Annotated in this window: 14 protein-coding genes; 1 reads left to right on the top strand and 13 read right to left on the bottom strand. The window is 46.6% G+C overall.

Features of this window, described 5'->3' with window-relative positions:
• Nucleotides 1-216: 216 nt before the first annotated feature.
• Both relA and rlmD read right to left on the bottom strand, forming a co-directional pair.
• A complete protein-coding gene (relA, locus tag OO774_RS02510) occupies nt 217-2436 on the bottom strand; it encodes a GTP diphosphokinase (protein WP_264904311.1) in 2220 nt (739 codons plus the stop codon).
• A gap of 120 nt (nt 2437-2556) precedes the next feature.
• Nucleotides 2557-3876, bottom strand: a complete 1320-nt coding sequence (gene rlmD, locus OO774_RS02505; protein WP_264904309.1) for a 23S rRNA (uracil(1939)-C(5))-methyltransferase RlmD — start codon at nt 3874-3876, stop codon at nt 2557-2559.
• 191 nt (nt 3877-4067) lie between these two features.
• Between rlmD and barA the strand changes: the two genes are divergently transcribed.
• Nucleotides 4068-6869 carry a two-component sensor histidine kinase BarA gene (gene barA, locus OO774_RS02500; protein WP_264904307.1) on the top strand — a complete coding sequence of 934 codons (2802 nt, stop codon included), beginning with the start codon at nt 4068-4070 and terminating at the stop codon, nt 6867-6869.
• A 283-nt stretch (nt 6870-7152) separates the two neighbouring features.
• Here barA and acpS read toward each other — a convergent pair whose 3' ends face one another.
• The 11 genes from acpS to rpoE form a co-directional block, all read right to left on the bottom strand.
• Complete coding sequence (gene acpS / locus OO774_RS02495) at nt 7153-7533, bottom strand: holo-ACP synthase (RefSeq protein ID WP_264904305.1); 381 nt, start codon at nt 7531-7533, stop codon at nt 7153-7155.
• Nucleotides 7534-7545: 12 nt separating this feature from the next.
• Nucleotides 7546-8277, bottom strand: coding sequence for a pyridoxine 5'-phosphate synthase (gene pdxJ, locus OO774_RS02490; RefSeq protein ID WP_264904303.1), 732 nt, complete (start codon nt 8275-8277; stop codon nt 7546-7548).
• The gene (gene recO, locus OO774_RS02485) at nt 8274-9005 is read right to left on the bottom strand and encodes a DNA repair protein RecO (RefSeq protein WP_264904302.1); all 732 of its coding nucleotides are present in this window, start codon (nt 9003-9005) and stop codon (nt 8274-8276) included. Before recO ends, pdxJ begins: the two co-directional genes overlap by 4 nt.
• A gap of 92 nt (nt 9006-9097) precedes the next feature.
• A complete protein-coding gene (gene era, locus OO774_RS02480; protein ID WP_264904300.1) occupies nt 9098-10060 on the bottom strand; it encodes a GTPase Era in 963 nt (320 codons plus the stop codon).
• Nucleotides 10053-10730 (bottom strand): ribonuclease III, encoded by a 678-nt coding sequence (rnc, locus tag OO774_RS02475; RefSeq protein WP_014232995.1) that lies wholly within the window; start codon nt 10728-10730, stop codon nt 10053-10055. Before rnc ends, era begins: the two co-directional genes overlap by 8 nt.
• Before the next feature lie 148 nt (nt 10731-10878).
• Nucleotides 10879-11778: a signal peptidase I gene (lepB, locus tag OO774_RS02470; protein WP_264904298.1), complete on the bottom strand. Its 900-nt coding sequence runs from the start codon at nt 11776-11778 to the stop codon at nt 10879-10881.
• Between the two features lie 104 nt (nt 11779-11882).
• Nucleotides 11883-13676, bottom strand: a complete 1794-nt coding sequence (gene lepA, locus OO774_RS02465) for a translation elongation factor 4 (RefSeq protein WP_264904296.1) — start codon at nt 13674-13676, stop codon at nt 11883-11885.
• A gap of 160 nt (nt 13677-13836) precedes the next feature.
• Entirely contained in the window at nt 13837-14307 is a 471-nt protein-coding gene (locus OO774_RS02460) for a SoxR reducing system RseC family protein (RefSeq protein WP_264904294.1), read from the bottom strand.
• A 19-nt stretch (nt 14308-14326) separates the two neighbouring features.
• The gene (gene rseB, locus OO774_RS02455) at nt 14327-15292 is read right to left on the bottom strand and encodes a sigma-E factor regulatory protein RseB (RefSeq protein WP_264904292.1); all 966 of its coding nucleotides are present in this window, start codon (nt 15290-15292) and stop codon (nt 14327-14329) included.
• A complete protein-coding gene (locus tag OO774_RS02450; RefSeq protein ID WP_264904290.1) occupies nt 15289-15915 on the bottom strand; it encodes a sigma-E factor negative regulatory protein in 627 nt (208 codons plus the stop codon). Before OO774_RS02450 ends, rseB begins: the two co-directional genes overlap by 4 nt.
• Before the next feature lie 26 nt (nt 15916-15941).
• Nucleotides 15942-16520, bottom strand: coding sequence for an RNA polymerase sigma factor RpoE (gene rpoE, locus OO774_RS02445; RefSeq protein WP_014233001.1), 579 nt, complete (start codon nt 16518-16520; stop codon nt 15942-15944).
• Nucleotides 16521-16589: the final 69 nt, after the last annotated feature.

Raw genomic sequence — 16589 nt, 5'->3', positions numbered from 1 at the left:
TCAATACAAAGAGTCCCTTAAACAAACTCTTCCTATAAACAAAAAGGCGAGCAGCATAACCACTCACCTTAAATTGATTCATTGGTACGTTTTTACTAAACAGTTGACTCTTTTAGCAAGGCAGCAAACTTATGAGACTCCTGAGCATAGCCCGCTATGTGATGGAGCGATATAAGAGCAGCTAACGCAGATAAAAAGCCAAATGTGACGTAAAAACTAGCCGAGACGTTTTACAGACATAACATCTTTTATTTGCTCAACCCGCTTAGAAACGCGCGAAAGCACCTCGATATTGGTCACTTCGAGATCAAAGTCCATGATGGCTAGTTGTCGACGGTAATCGACACGGTTCTTCATACTGGTGACTTTGATTTTCTCATTGGCAAATAGAGTTGTAATGTCTTTAAGTAAGCCACCTCTCTCCATTGCTTCTATGCGTACTGTTAGAATGTATGAACCAACAAAACCACTGCCCCAGACCGTATCGATGATTCGCTCTGGTGCGTGGTGACGCAGTTCTTCTAACTGTTCACAGTCACTACGGTGTACTGAAATACCGCGACCTTGAGTGATGTAACCACTGATGTCATCACCTGGAATTGGCTGACAACAACGTGCAAGATGTGTCATTAGGTTATCGACCCCTTCCACCACTACCGCGTCTTTCTTCGGCCGGCTCTGGGACGGTGATTTATGCTCAGCTTCCTGAAGCTTTTCAAGCGCTTGCTGATCTTCTTCTTCTGCGGTTGGCTTATTGACCAACGCATTGATGTGGTTAATGACCTGGTTAATACGTAAATCACCACTACCCACACCAACGAACAACTCATCAGGCGTCCTAACGTTGAACCGCTTAAGCGCGTAATGCTCAGCATCTTTCATGGTCGCGCCAATTTTGACCAGTTCGTGTTCTAGGATTTCACGACCGGCCTCTAGGTTTTTCTCTCGACTTTGCTTGCGGAACCAAGCATTGATCTTGGCGCGAGCTCGACCTGAATGAACGAAGCCTAATGAAGGATTTAACCAGTCACGTGATGGGTTGGGCTCTTTCGAGGTGATGATCTCGACCTGATCGCCCATATGCAATTTATGGGTAAACGGTACAATACGGCCTCCAACTTTAGCGCCAATACAGCGATGACCCACTTCGGAGTGAATATGATAAGCAAAATCCAGCGGCGTCGCGCCCATTGGCAGATCAACAACATCACCACGAGGCGTAAAGGCATAAACGCGGTCGTCGAAGACCTGACTTCGCAGCTCATCCAACATCTCACCCGAGTCGGACATCTCTTCCTGCCAATCCAGAAGTTTACGCAGCCAGGTGATTTTTTCATCGTAGCCGCTACGAGCGCTCGCACCTTCTTTGTACTTCCAGTGCGCGGCAACACCAAGCTCTGACTCTTCATGCATTTGCTTGGTTCGGATCTGGATCTCGATGGTTTTCCCTTCTGGACCAAGGATCACAGTATGGATGGATTGGTAACCGTTAGGTTTTGGGTTCGCGACGTAGTCATCAAACTCACTTGGCAAGTGCTTATATTTGGTATGGACAACACCTAAAGCGGCATAACAGTCTTGTAGCTTATCGGCGATAATACGTACCGCTCTGACGTCAAACAACTCGTCAAACGCCAGACTCTTCTTCTGCATTTTTCGCCAGATACTGTAGATATGCTTTGGTCGACCACTCACTTCCGCATTAATACCGGAGGCTTTCATCTCTTCGGTGAGATCTTCAACAAAATCTTTGATGTACTGCTCACGAACAATACGACGCTCAGATAGCTGCTTCGCGATTTGTTTATAGGTTTCTGGTTGCTGGTAGCGGAAGGCGTAATCTTCTATTTCCCACTTTAGCTGGCCGATACCAAGACGGTTTGCCAAAGGCGCATAAATGTTGGCACACTCTTTTGCCGCAGCACGACGCACTTCGTCCGGCGCTTTCTTAACTTCAATCAGGTTACAGATGCGTTCTGCTAGCTTGATGACAACGCAGCGGAAATCATCAACCATGGCTAGAAGCATGCGACGCACATTGTCTACCTGAGACGACGCCTCGTCGCCATCCATCGAGACATTAAGCTGACCGATGGCAGCCATTTCCTCTACGCCATCAATCAGCTTTATGATTTCTTTACTGTATTTTTCTTCCAGCAGTTCTCTATTGAAAGCACCACTTGAAACCAATGGGAACAGTTGCGCGGCCACTAAGGTCGCTTTATCCATCGACAAGGTGATCAGAATCTCGATCATTTCTCGTCCACGCCACAGCAACAATTCCGCTTGCTTGTGATCGGCCAAAATGTTTTGGCAGTCTCTGTAAACCTCAATTAAGCGGGTTGCTGTGTTTTTCTCTTGCCCCAGGCTAGCCACCCATTGCTCGAGTTCAAACTGTTCGTTTTGATTTAAATGCGCGCTTCTTACCGCAACCATCTCATCGTCCTAATTATTATATTCGTGTGGTTTGACTAACACCGTCCAGATTAGTTCTTTCGTCAGCATTTTATGCTGACTTTTTGACCCCACCACAAGTAAAGGGCCAACGCCCTATTGCTAGGACTTTTCAAACAAAGCCATGGATTCTAAATGACTGGTATGCGGGAACATATCGAGCATACCTAGCTTGGTTAATTTGTAGCCTTGTTCGATTAAGCTCTGACTGTCCCTTGCAAGGGTAGCAGGATTACAAGAAACATAAACCACGCGCTGAGCCCCAAGAGCGGAAACTTGATCGATGATCCCGCTTGCCCCGGCACGCGCTGGGTCTAGCAGTACTTTATCAAACTTCTCTGCCGCCCAAACCTGACCGTCAAAGTCCTGCTCTAGGTTAGCGTGATAAAATTGTGCGTTGTTGATTTGGTTCAAGGATGCATTATTGGTGGCTTTTTCTACCATTTCAGCGACCCCCTCTATACCCACAACGTATTTCGCCAACTTAGCGATTGGCAAGCTAAAGTTACCCAGCCCACAGAACAAATCTAACACTCGATCGCAGTCTTGCGGGTCTAACCACTGGATAGCCTGCGCCACCATTTTTTGATTTACCGCTTGGTTGACCTGAATAAAGTTATTGGGCGTAAATGGCACTTTTACGCCCGCTTCTTCATAAAACGGCGTTTCGCCTGTAACTAAATCAAGCTGATCAGTCTGTGGCATCAGGTACAACGTGGCGCTATGACGCTCAGCAAGCTTAACCAAAGCCTCAACTTCCGGTTCAGTCAAATTACTCATGTGGCGCAGCGTAATACAAGGCCCGTTATCGCCTAAAACCAGCTCAACGTGACCAAGCTGCTCTGGCTTTTTAAATTGCTTTAACTCCGCGTAAATCTCCGGAAGTAAAATGTTCAACTGTGGAGCTAACACAGGGCAATCGGTCACCTGAGCAATCTGTTTACTTTGCTTTTTGCGAAAACCAAAATGCAGTTGGCGAGTCTTTTTATCCACCAACAGACTTACACGAGCACGACGTCGGTACTGTCGCTGCTCCCCCAATACTGGAGCATCAAGCTCGATATCACTGCCGGCAAATTTTCGCATCAACTGACGCAGCGTCTGCTGTTTGTGCGTCAATTGTTGGTCATAATCCAAATGCTGTAAATCACAACCACCACACTCATGGTAATGCGGACAGAATGGTTCAGCACGAGTGTCACTTGGCTGCAAAATTTTGATCAGCTTACCGCGGGCAAACTTACTTTTCTCTTCCACCAGCTGTGTCACCACTTCCTCACCGGGCAGCGCGCCATCAATAAATAGCGGCTTTCTCTTTAGGTAGGCGATACCCGCGCCATGATGATCCAAACGTTCAACGTGCACCTGCTGGTGACGAGTGTTGAGTTGGGTTTTCTTTTTCGGTTGAAAGATGCGTGCCATGCTCTGTGCCTGATTTGTGTCTAATTGCCCTACGGCTTCACTATTCTTGATTGCAGCCGTTGTGTGATTCGAGTGACTTGATTATGCTTACCGTTTATTCGGTGACGTCACTTCTTTACTCAAGGCTTATCGTGCGCTTGAGAAATAATGCGTTATTTTCCCATATCCAGACTCCGATGTAATTAGATAACATGACCAGATATGGCTTACGAGCACGTGTAATTACGCTGACTCTCGCTCCCACTCTCATTATTGGCTTATTGCTGAGCGGCTTTTTCTCATTTAACCGCTACCAGGATCTTGAGAAACAAGTTATCACCACGGGTAATAGCATCATCGAACCGCTAGCGATTGCCAGTGAATCTCACCTACTGACAGAAAGCCGTGAAGCAGTCCGACGCCTTATCAGCTACGCTCACCGCAAAAACTCGAAACTGGTTCGAAGTATTGCCGTTTTCGACGCGCATCATGAACTGTTTGTCACCTCAAACTTCCACCCTAATTTCGAAGCGTTGATGTTTCCGAAAGATAAGCCTATCCCACAACTGGGAAATTCGGAAATCTACGATAATTACCTGATTTTGCGTGTGCCTATCTTATCTGAAGGGCACTACCTGACGGATCTGTCTAATAAAAGCCAAGCGACCAAATCCATAGGCTACATTGCCGTGGAGCTGGATCTCTCGTCTCTGCGCCTTCAACAATATCAGGAAGTCTTCTCTGCCTTTTTGGTGCTGATTTTAGGCCTCGGCCTTGCCAGTGTATTCGCCTCCCGTTTAATGCATGATGTGACTCAGCCGATCACACACATGAAAAATGTGGTAGACCGTATTCGACGCGGCCACCTGGATGTTCGTATCGAAGGGAAAATGCACGGTGAGCTTGATCAGCTGAAAAATGGTATCAACGCCATGGCCGTCTCACTTTCGGAATACCACGTCGAGATGCAACACAGTATCGATCAGGCAACCTCTGACCTACGTGAAACCTTAGAACAGCTGGAAATCCAGAACGTTGAGTTAGACATCGCGAAGAAACGAGCACAAGAAGCCGCGCGTGTAAAATCAGAGTTCCTGGCCAATATGTCGCACGAACTGCGTACCCCGCTGAACGGCGTGATTGGCTTTACGCGCCAGATGCTCAAAACGCAACTTTCTAATAGTCAGACGGATTACCTGCAAACTATCGAAAAATCGGCAAACAACCTGCTGAACATAATTAACGATATCCTCGACTTTTCTAAACTGGAAGCGGGTAAGCTGGCTCTGGAAAACATTCCGTTTGATTTCCGTGAAAGTCTGGAAGAAGTCGTTAACCTTCAAGCGACCAGTGCCCATGAGAAAGGGCTGGAAATCACACTCAAAGTGGATCCGAAAATCCCATCCGGTTTGATTGGCGATCCGCTGCGTATTCAACAAGTCCTGACCAATCTGGTCGGAAACTCGATCAAATTTACTGAGCGCGGCAACATCGACATCAGTGTCGAGATGCGTTCTCAGTCCGGTGACTCGGTTGAGTTGCAATTTATGGTTCGCGATACCGGTATTGGTATTTCAGAACGTCAGCAAGCGCAACTCTTCCAGGCATTTAGCCAAGCCGATGCCAGCATCTCACGCCGTTATGGTGGTACAGGTCTTGGTCTGGTCATTACTCAGAAACTGGTTAGCCAGATGGGTGGGGAAATCAGCCTGACCAGTCGCTTGCACCAGGGGTCCACTTTCTGGTTTACTCTACGCCTCAACTCGACAGAAATGCCGATGAGCGATCTAATCGAGATTGAACTGCTTACAGGCAAACAGTTGTTATTGGTAGAGCCAAATATGCAGGCGGCATCGGTAACACAACAGATCCTGAGTCAGGAGGGTATCCTAGTGACTTATCGCTCAACGTTACCTGAAGCGAATGAGCACTACGATTACGTGTTACTCAATTTGGCTGCAAACCAGACTTATGATGAGCAATCGGTCCAAGCTTGGATAGAACAAGCGAAGCAGATGGCGCCAAGTGTGATCATGGGGACACCAAGTACAGAGCTTGCTCTTGCTGATCAAATCATGACGGAACATCACATCCAGTGCTTGACCAAACCTCTGTCACGCCGCCGATTGCTACAAAGCCTGATCAGCGAACATGTTGAATCGCCTCAACCTCTTCTGAGTGCGCCAATTAAGAGCGTAGAGGAAGAACGTTTACCGTTGCATGTTTTAGCAGTTGACGACAATCCGGCCAATTTAAAGCTTATTTCAGCCCTACTGAAAGAGCGTGTTGAAACCGTGACCGCATGCAGTAACGGTCAACAAGCAGTGAATCTGGCGACCGAGAAAAAGTACGACATGGTATTCATGGACATCCAAATGCCACATATGGATGGGGTGACCGCCTGTAAGCATATCAAGCAGATTGAGCTCAACAAAGATACGCCTGTCATCGCGGTAACCGCCCATGCGATGGCGGGTGAGCGTGATCGTCTCCTCGCCGCGGGTATGGATGATTACCTGACCAAACCAATTGAAGAACACGTGCTGCAACAGGTTTTGGTTCACTGGAACCCAAATGCCTGCGCAGACAGCATTGGTAAAGTCACGCCGTCTTACATTGATGAACAAGAAAGTGAAGCGGTAAGCGCAACAGAAAAAGCTCATCAAGATGTCATTATCGATTGGCAAGCCGCGTTGAAACAGAGTGCGAATAAAGAAGATTTGGCCAAAGATATGCTGCGCATGTTAATCGACTTTATCCCTGAAGTGGATGATGTGGTTGCTCAAGCCCTAGAAGAAGAAAGCTTTGCCCGTGAAGAGCTCATTCATGTCATTCACAAGCTGCACGGCAGTAGCTCGTATTGCGGTGTGCCAAGGTTAAAGTCATTGTGTGCGACGCTGGAGCAGGCACTTCGCTCAGGCGCGGAACTTGACGACATTGAGCCCGAAATGTTTGAGCTACAAGATGAAATGATTAAGGTCACGACCACGGCTAAACTCTACCTGGAACAGTAATCTACTGGTTACTTAAGTAAAAAAGCCAGAGCAATGTGCTCAAATGCCTTTCGCTTAAGGACTCTCATCGGGTCATTCCAGCGAGCCCTAGCGAGACTAGGAATCTAATATCAGTGCGCTGAGAAGTTCTAAATATTGTTGCAGCAACAAAGTGCTTGGATAGTAGATCCTGAATCACGCTCCTTCGTCGCAGTTCAGGATGACTGGGTAGTGCTAATGCCTGTTCTAAAGATGCCGCTCCATGCTAAATGAGCGGCATTTAGGTGTTTTATCTGGCTTTAGATCAGGACTCTAAAATCACGGTCGCAACAGCGTAATGTCTCTCGTCGGAGATCGAAAGGTGAACATGGTTCACCCCCAATTTTTGAGCTATTTTCTGTGCCGTACCAGACAAGGAAATTACAGGCTTCCCCAGTTCATCGTTAGTCACACAAAAGTCGTGAAAGGTCACGCCTTTGGCGATACCCGTCCCCAATGCTTTTGACGCCGCTTCTTTCGCAGCAAAACGTTTGGCAAGGTAACGCCCTTGTTGCTTTAGCTGTGAAAACTTAACCATCTCTTCTTCACAAAGAATGCGCTGAGCAAATGACTCTCCAGTGCGATCCAGCGCTTTTTCAATACGCTCAATTTCCGCGATGTCGGTGCCTAAACCTAAAATAGCCATTCGTATGCCTGATTACTTGCGAGCTTCGATCATCAAAGCTTTCATATCAGCAACCGCTTTCTCTAAGCCATCGAAGACCGCGCGGCCAATGATAGAGTGACCAATATTTAGTTCGTAGATTTCTGGTAACGCAGCAATAGGGGCAACGTTATGGTAAGTCAAACCATGACCCGCATTAACGATGATGCCCAGATCGTCAGCATAGCTTGCGCCAGCTGCAATTTTTTTCAGTTCAGCTTGCTGCTCTTCCTCAGTCGTCGCATCAGCATAGTGACCAGTGTGCAGTTCAATATAAGGCGCGCCACATTGCTTTGCTGCATCAATCTGTTGACGGTCTGCATCGATAAACAGAGAAACTTTAATACCCGCTTCGGTCAGTTTCTCCGTTGCCGCCTTCACTTTAGCCAGTTGACCAACCACATCCAGGCCGCCTTCTGTCGTCAGCTCTTCACGCTTCTCTGGTACTAAACAAACGAACTCAGGCTTGGTTTTCAGCGCAATATCAACCATTTCATCGGTTACGGCCATCTCTAGGTTCATGCGCGTCTGTAGAGTTTCACGCAGGATACGCACATCACGGTCCAAAATATGTCGGCGATCTTCACGCAAGTGAATGGTGATACCATCGGCACCCGCTCGCTCTGCAATTTCAGCAGCATGCACCGGATCCGGATATTTTGTACCACGTGCATTACGTAAAGTAGCTATATGATCGATATTAACGCCTAAATAGATTGAGCTCATTTTCCATTACTCCGTGCTCTGGGTGTGTGAATAAACAATTCACGACTTTTTAAAGGTTTGCCGCCAAGATACGGCTTTAAGGCTATACGTGTAAAGCGTTTTGCCGCTTTTAACTGCTCTTTAGTGACGAAGCGCCGCTCACTGATTGCAATCAATTCATTACCTAAAAATGTCAGGTTGTCACGCCTTACTGAAGCAATAAATCCCTTCTGCTCACGATAACGGTAAGTCATGTCCGCTTCGACAGGTTCACCTGTTCCTGCACAGTGCATAAAGTCGACGCCGTACCCCATCGTAGAAAGTAAGGCCAGTTCAAATCGTCGCAGTGCTGGCTCAGGATTATCACACTGAGCCAGCTCGGTTAATGCATGCAGATAATCGTGAAACAAGGCTGGCATTGGCACTTCTGCCATCAATACACGTCCAATCAATTCATTAACGTACATAGCAGAGTAAAGGTTGATTCCTGTTAAGGGTAAGCCAAGGCTAATAGGTTCGGCCTGTCTTAAGGTTTTCATTGACCCTTTGCCTGACCATTTTAGTAACAGTGGTGTGAATGGCTGTAGCGCCCCTTTCAGATTGGAACGTTTGCTACGCGCGCCTTTGGCCATCAATGTGATGCGGCCATACTCCTCACTGAAAACATCAAGAATTAAGCTCGATTCACTGTAAGGTCTTCGGTGCAAAACAAAGCAGCGTTGTAAGCCTTCAGAGGACTGGTTGCTCATCTATATCGGTGTGCCTATCTAAAATAAAAAATAAGGAGCCAAGCGGCTCCTTATTCTAATCGATGTTGGAGCGAAGTGGCTTCGCTTCAAGTTTATAGATCGTCGATGTAACCCAGCGAGCGCAGCGCACGTTCGTCGTCAGCCCAACCAGATTTCACTTTAACCCAGGTCTCGAGATAAACCTTACGACCAAACAGCTCTTCCATATCCAGACGAGCTTCACGGCCGATGGTTTTGATCTTCTCGCCACCTTTACCGATCACCATTTTCTTCTGACCATTACGTTCAACCAGAATCAGGGCATTGATATGGAAGCCATCGGTTTCCGGGTTGTAATCGAAACGTTCAATCTCTACCGTCACAGAGTAAGGTAGTTCCTCACCCGTGAAACGCATCAGTTTCTCACGCACGATTTCGGATGCCATAAAGCGCTGTGAACGGTCTGTCACGTACTCTTCTGGGAAGTGATGCGTCGCTACAGGTAAGTGATCGCGTACATGTTTACGCAGTACATCAATGTTCTTACCCTGCTTCGCTGAAATTGGCACAACGTCGACAAAGTCCATTTTCTTAGACATGTCCGCCATGTGCAGCATCACTTCGTTGCGATCTTGTACGTTGTCGACTTTGTTGACACACAGTACAACCGGGAAGTTCGATTTCTGTAACTTCGTCAGTACCATCTCGTCGTCTTTGGTCCAATGGGTACCGTCAACTAAGAAGAACACCAAGTTCACGTCACTCAACGAAGAGTTTGCCGCACGGTTCATCAAACGGTTGATAGCACGCTTTTCTTCAATATGAAGTCCAGGTGTATCGACATAAATCGCCTGATAGTCACCGTCAGTGTCCACACCCATAATACGGTGGCGTGTGGTTTGCGGCTTGCGAGAAGTAATCGAAATCTTCTGACCTAAAATCTTGTTCAGAAGCGTTGATTTACCCACGTTTGGACGCCCAACAATAGCGATAAAGCCACAGTGCTGGTTTTCTGGTGAACTCGCTTCACCATGTGATGCAAAGTATGCATCGATATCGAATTCGTTATCAGCCATTAGTTAATTGCTCAAGTGCTGTTTCCGCTGCCGCCTGTTCTGCCTTGCGGCGGCTGGTGCCTTTACCGATTACAGGTTTATCCACACCTGCGACTTCGCACTCAACCGTAAATTCTTGGTTGTGCGCTTCACCTTTAATATTAGTCACTGTGTAAACAGGCAGCGGTTTTCTTCTGCCTTGCAGGAACTCTTGGAGGCGAGTTTTTGGGTCTTTTTGTGATACACCAGGCTTAATGGCTTCAAGGCGAGACTTATACCAGCTCAGCACAATGCCACGCACTGCTTCAATATCACTATCTAGGTAAATTGCACCAATAATGGCTTCCACCGCATCGGCTAGAATAGAGTCACGGCGAAAGCCACCACTCTTCAATTCACCTGGACCTAATTTTAAATAATCTCCTAGATCGAATTCACGACCCAGTTCCGCCAATGTGTGTCCGCGAACCAAAGTAGCACGCATACGACTCATATCACCTTCGTTCACTTTCGGGAAACGATGGTACAGATCATCAGCGATGACAAAACTTAAAATTGAATCGCCCAGAAACTCAAGACGTTCGTTATGCTTACTGTTGGCGCTGCGGTGAGTCAGCGCCAAGTTGATAAGCTCGGCATCTTTAAACTGGTAGCCGAGCTTACGCTCTAGTTTATCAATTGGAGAATTCATACTCTCTCGATATTAATGTTTATTTCTCTATATAGTTGGAGTTGCAGCTAGGCGACAAATAAATTCAGCCCTATGAGCATAGATGTACTATGTGATTAGGGGGTATTTATGCAGTCAACAACGCTGCGACTTCAAATATGACGAGAAGTTAGTGAATACCACCGATGCGGTTAAAACGCACACCAGTTGGAATCCATGAAGGTAAAACGCTATCTGTGCCACGCTCAAACTCGAAGCTGATCCAAATGGCGACAGCTTTGCCGACTAGGTTTGCTTCAGGAACAAAGCCCCAGTAACGGCTGTCTGCACTGTTGTCACGGTTATCACCCATCACAAAGTACTGACCTTGTGGTACAACCCATTCTGTTGTTCCGCTACGTGGGAAGTACTGCTCCACATGATTGCGAACAATTGGGTTAACCAAAATATTGTGCTCAACGTTACCCAGTTTTTCATCCAACTGGAGCATCGGGATACCATTTGAGCTAAATTGACTCTCTTCGACATTACTCAGTTTAACTGGCTTACAGCTCGATTCACCTTTGCTTTGAATACAAATCTGCTTATCGTTTGAGTAACGCACGATATCACCTGGCAAACCAACCACACGCTTGATGTAATCAATGCTAGGGTGAGGAGGATATTTAAACACGACGATATCGCCACGTTCTGGCTTGCCTGTTTCTACCAGCTCAGTGCGCCATACTGGATCTTTCAGACCGTAAGCGTACTTTTCTACCAGGATGAAATCCCCAACCAGTAAAGTAGGCATCATTGAGCCAGACGGGATTTGAAACGGTTCATAGATAAAAGAACGTAATACGAGTACAAACGCGATCACAGGGAAAATAGAGACGCTATTTTCAACCCACCAAGGCTGGCGTTCTACTTTTTGCAGGGTTACTGCATCTAAGCCGTTAGCTGTTTGCGCTTCGATCTCCGCGACTTTTGCCTGACGTTTCTTTGCAAACACCAGTTTTTCCAAAAGCCAAACTACACCAGTTACCAAGGTCACAATAACCAGAATCAGTGAGAATGTATTCGCCATTAAATTCCCTTATCTAAAAATGCGAAAGTGAAAGAGCGCTAACTCTTTCACTTATTTTAAGTTCTAACGTCTTATGACCAACAAGAGTGGAACAAAGTTCAATTCTAGTCTTTGCCTACGTGAAGAATCGCCAGGAACGCTTCTTGAGGCAGTTCAACGTTACCGATCTGCTTCATACGCTTCTTACCTTCTTTCTGTTTCTTCAGAAGTTTCTTCTTACGGCTCACGTCACCACCGTAACATTTCGCGATAACGTTCTTACGTAGCTGTTTAACCGTAGAACGCGCGATGATGTGGTTACCGATCGCAGCCTGAATCGCGATATCAAACATCTGACGAGGGATGAACTCTTTCATCTTCTCAACCAACTGACGACCACGAGTCTGAGACTGATCTTTGTGTGTGATCATCGCTAGTGCGTCAACCGTGTCACCGTTCAGAAGTACGTCTACGCGAACCATGTTCGACGCTTCAAAGCGCTGGAAGTTGTAATCCAGTGAAGCATAACCGCGAGAAGTAGACTTCAAACGGTCGAAGAAATCCAGTACAACTTCTGCCATCGGAATATCGTAAGTCACTGCAACTTGGTTACCGTGATAAACCATATCCACCTGAGCACCACGTTTTTCAACACACAGTGTGATCACGTTACCTAGGTATTCAGACGGCACTAGAATGTTACAACGCGCGATCGGCTCGCGGATTTCTTCGATGTCGTTTACCGCAGGCAGTTTCGCTGGGCTATCGACATACAGCAAATCACCATCGGTTTTCTCTACTTCGTAGACTACCGTAGGTGCAGTCGTAATTAGGTCTAGGTCGTATTCACGCTCTAAACGTTCTTGGATAATTTCCATGTGCAGCATGCCAAGGAAACCACAACGGAAACCAAAGCCAAGAGCTGCAGAGTTTTCTGGCTCGTAGAATAGTGACGCATCATTCAGGCTTAATTTACCTAATGCATCACGGAAGTTTTCGTAATCATCAGACGATACAGGGAACAAACCAGCGTATACCTGAGGTTTTACTTTCTGAAAGCCCGGTAGTGGCTTTTCACTGCCGTTTTTCGCTAGTGTCAGCGTATCACCTACTGGAGCGCCCAGGATGTCTTTAATACCACAAACAACCCAACCTACTTCGCCAGTATTTAGAACGTCAGTATCCACTCGCTTAGGCGTGAAAATACCCAAACGGTCTACACCCCAAGTTTGACCTGTGCTCATTACTTTGATCTTGTCGTTCTTCTTCAGTGAACCATTTTTGATTCGTACTAAAGAAACGACGCCAAGGTAGTTATCAAACCATGAGTCGATGATAAGCGCCTGTAGCGGTGCGTCTGGATCGCCTTCTGGCGCTGGAATCGCTGATACGATATTTTCTAGTACGTCTTCAACACCCAAACCTGTTTTCGCAGAACAGCGGGTTGCTTCCATCGCATCGATACCAACGATTTCTTCAATTTCTTCTGCTACACGTTCTGGATCTGCTGCTGGAAGATCGATCTTGTTTAGGATTGGCACAACTTCCAGATCCATTTCGATCGCGGTGTAACAGTTTGCTAGCGTTTGCGCTTCTACGCCCTGACCAGCATCAACCACCAAGAGCGCACCTTCACAAGCGGCTAGAGAACGTGACACTTCGTATGCAAAGTCTACGTGTCCCGGAGTATCGATGAAGTTCAGCTGGTATGTTTCACCGTCTTTAGCGGTGTAGTTTAGCGTCACACTCTGAGATTTAATGGTGATACCACGCTCACGTTCAAGATCCATAGAATCCAGAACCTGTGCGGCCATTTCACGATCGCTCAATCCTCCACAAACTTGGATTAAACGGTCTGATAGGGTCGACTTACCATGGTCGATGTGGGCGATAATCGAAAAGTTACGAATGTGCTTCATAGATTTAGGCTGACTAACTCTTTACAAAATAGGGACAGTAAGAAAGCCATCATCTGATGGCATTTCAATCAAGTTGGCAGATTCTACCGAATTTCGTTAGCGGGCGCACGTAATTTAAAGTACATAAACCCAAGTGACTGAAAGGGGGCGGGGTCAGAGCTTACTGGATCGGCTCTCCAAGTACTCGAACTAACGTGACTTGGCGCTTCGATTCATCTTCAAGTGGCTTGGATATACGCTTCGCTACCCAAACGCCACCAGCAGCAAAGAATACTGAAGAGAGAATAATTACACCTTCACCACCTGCAATGAGGGGAGCAAACAGTAGATGACCGAAAAGCGCACCGAGTATCAGACCAAACAGTGGCAGTAGGTACACTGCCATCGCCGATTTAATTAAACTGGATTCAGGGAAACCAATTTCTACGACTTGCCCGATTTGCACTGCTTTTTCGGTACGTAAATGCCAGGAAAGACTTTTGTTACCAATGGCTTTGGTGACCACACCTGTACCACAACTTTTTTGCGATGAACAACTGCTGCAACTGGTTTGCTGCTCACAGCTCAAGTCAATATCATATTGTTCACCGTGACGTTGAACACCCGTCACTGTCGCTAATGCAGTCATCATTGCGCGTTACTCATATTGCTTATTCGTTACTGTTTCTGGTTACTTTAAAGGTGACAGATTGAGCAATGCGCTGTGCGGTTGCTGGCGGTATATCGCCCACGACGGAGATTTCATAATCCCCACTGACGAAGCTGTGCAATGTTCTGCGACCTTGACGAACAAGCTGTCCTTTAAATGAATGTTCATCTTTGCTCGCGACGTAGACCGAGAAATTAAAAAGTCCATCGGAATACATTTGGCTTTCTACCATTTGGTCACTGGCTGCCATGCGATAGCGATTGAGTTCATTAGCCTCAAAACCATCTGGTATCCAACCGACAATCCAGTCACTGGTACTCACCTCACCTTTCGGCATGGTAAGAACGGCTGGTAACTGAACATCTTCTAAGCCACTCATGAGCTCAGCGATTTTAGCATTCACTGTGTATGAAATCGTACGGTATTGCTCCAGCACTTCGCCATCACGATCGATAAGATCAGCTCGCAGTGGAAGCTTGCTCTTTTCATCAACCCAAAGGATGTATGAATAGCGTAAGCCATCTTTCGGTACGATACGTAACACCTGAGTAGCAACACCGGCTTCACGAGCTCGCCCAACCTGAACATAGTCATAATAGCGATTGAGTTCATCAATATTGGTATTTAGCATTGGGATGGTAGGTGCGACCATTTTCCCCGATTCTATCGTGAAAGGCTCTGAACCCGTTTCGATGTAGCTGACTTCACGACCACGGAGAATGACTTCACGCACAGGGCCGCTTAAATAAATAAGGTGGGCGTATTGCTCTTCACCGTGAGTCGCGTGGCGGTACAGCAAAGGTTCAATACTGTTCTTTTTGATGAGAATATAAGAGAGCTCATAGCTTAAATTCTTACTTGCCTCGCTCATTTGATGCAATAAAGCCTCCGCTGGTTTATCACCAGCAAAGGCTTGTGAAGACATCATACTGAACAGAGCGCAAGCGCTGATCAGGAATTTATTCATTCAACATCCGGCGTCAGAGGCGCATCTTGCTGAGATGCATCACTGTTAATTCTTAACTGTAATTCGTAGTCTCGTAGCATAGCATGAACACGCTTACGTTGCTCCTGCATATTTGCTTCACTTACAGAACGCTCTACGGATTCACGGGTTAAACTCACAGGTTCTGCGCTACCCGCGAATGGAACGGTTTGCAATACTGGCAACTGTTCAGCTTGAGGTACCGAAGAATCACTTCCGCCGTACTGCTGTACGCCTAAGATGACGACTAGCGATACACACGCAGCAACGGCAACTTGGCCAAATTGAGTCAACCAACTTGGTAGCTGACGTTTGGCTTTTTGCGGTTCTGGTTGCGATTCTTTAGGTGCATCCGTAATTGAAGTCACGTTTGCACTATGTGAATCGACAGCACGATGCACTGGTTCATCTTCTAACGCTAACGCCACGCTTTCAGCAATATTCCACTCAGGTTTTGCTGGCGCTTCGCCTCGCATCACATCACCAATCAGGTGATAATTCTGCCAAGCTTTACGGCTCTCTTGATCTTGCCCTAATTCTTGAATTAAAGCCTTATCGATCAATTCTCCATCCATGAGAGCTGAAAGTTTTTCTTTGTCAGCCATTGTTTTCACCATAGTTATTACTTGTACTAGCGCTGTAAAAGAGGTTTGATTTTCTTTTCCACCGCTTCACGAGCACGGAAGATACGTGAGCGTACCGTTCCTACCGGGCAATCCATTACTTCAGCAATTTCCTCATAGCTCAAGCCGTCAAGCTCTCGCAACGTCATTGCTGTTTTTAAATCTTCAGGTAAGGCTTCGATTGCACTGAACACTACCCGTTGCAATTCTTTGGACAACGTTAAGTTCTCAGGGTTCGAAATTTCTTTAAGTGCACTACCTGTTTCGTAAAATTCAGCATCTTCAGCATCAACATCTGTCGCTGGGGGTCTTCGCCCCTGGGCCACAATGTGATTTTTCGCAGTATTCACTGCAATGCGATACAGCCACGTATAAAACGCACTTTCCCCTCGAAAACTGGGGATAGCTCGGTAAGCCTTGATAAACGCTTCTTGTGCTACATCTGGAACATCGCCAGGATTACTTACGTATCTGGAGATAAGATTACATACCTTGTTCTGATACTTCGTTACCAGCAGGTTGAATGCTTGCTTATCACCATTCTGAACTCGCTCAATCAATACTTGATCGGTCAGCTGCTCGTTCATTCGAGCGGATACTCCTATTTGTTATGCCCCTACTCTATCTCAGATATGGGTACTATCTTTGCAAAACGT

Origin of the sequence: Vibrio sp. STUT-A11, from assembly GCF_026000435.1 — a bacterium.
In the GTDB taxonomy this organism is placed as follows: Bacteria; Pseudomonadota; Gammaproteobacteria; order Enterobacterales; family Vibrionaceae; genus Vibrio.
The sequence above is the reverse complement of the archived record's forward strand: the minus strand, read 5'-3'. Positions and strand labels throughout refer to the sequence as shown.

Coding starts and splice junctions, on each gene's coding strand:
- era (WP_264904300.1), bottom strand. CDS start 10,060: ATGGCTGATAACGAATTCGATATCGATGCATACTTTGCATCACATGGT.
- lepB (WP_264904298.1), bottom strand. CDS start 11,778: ATGGCGAATACATTCTCACTGATTCTGGTTATTGTGACCTTGGTAACT.
- rlmD (WP_264904309.1), bottom strand. CDS start 3,876: ATGGCACGCATCTTTCAACCGAAAAAGAAAACCCAACTCAACACTCGT.
- recO (WP_264904302.1), bottom strand. CDS start 9,005: ATGAGCAACCAGTCCTCTGAAGGCTTACAACGCTGCTTTGTTTTGCAC.
- acpS (WP_264904305.1), bottom strand. CDS start 7,533: ATGGCTATTTTAGGTTTAGGCACCGACATCGCGGAAATTGAGCGTATT.
- rpoE (WP_014233001.1), bottom strand. CDS start 16,520: ATGAACGAGCAGCTGACCGATCAAGTATTGATTGAGCGAGTTCAGAAT.
- OO774_RS02460 (WP_264904294.1), bottom strand. CDS start 14,307: ATGATGACTGCATTAGCGACAGTGACGGGTGTTCAACGTCACGGTGAA.
- rnc (WP_014232995.1), bottom strand. CDS start 10,730: ATGAATTCTCCAATTGATAAACTAGAGCGTAAGCTCGGCTACCAGTTT.
- relA (WP_264904311.1), bottom strand. CDS start 2,436: ATGGTTGCGGTAAGAAGCGCGCATTTAAATCAAAACGAACAGTTTGAA.
- barA (WP_264904307.1), top strand. CDS start 4,068: ATGACCAGATATGGCTTACGAGCACGTGTAATTACGCTGACTCTCGCT.
- OO774_RS02450 (WP_264904290.1), bottom strand. CDS start 15,915: ATGGCTGACAAAGAAAAACTTTCAGCTCTCATGGATGGAGAATTGATC.
- rseB (WP_264904292.1), bottom strand. CDS start 15,292: ATGAATAAATTCCTGATCAGCGCTTGCGCTCTGTTCAGTATGATGTCT.
- pdxJ (WP_264904303.1), bottom strand. CDS start 8,277: ATGAGCTCAATCTATTTAGGCGTTAATATCGATCATATAGCTACTTTA.
- lepA (WP_264904296.1), bottom strand. CDS start 13,676: ATGAAGCACATTCGTAACTTTTCGATTATCGCCCACATCGACCATGGT.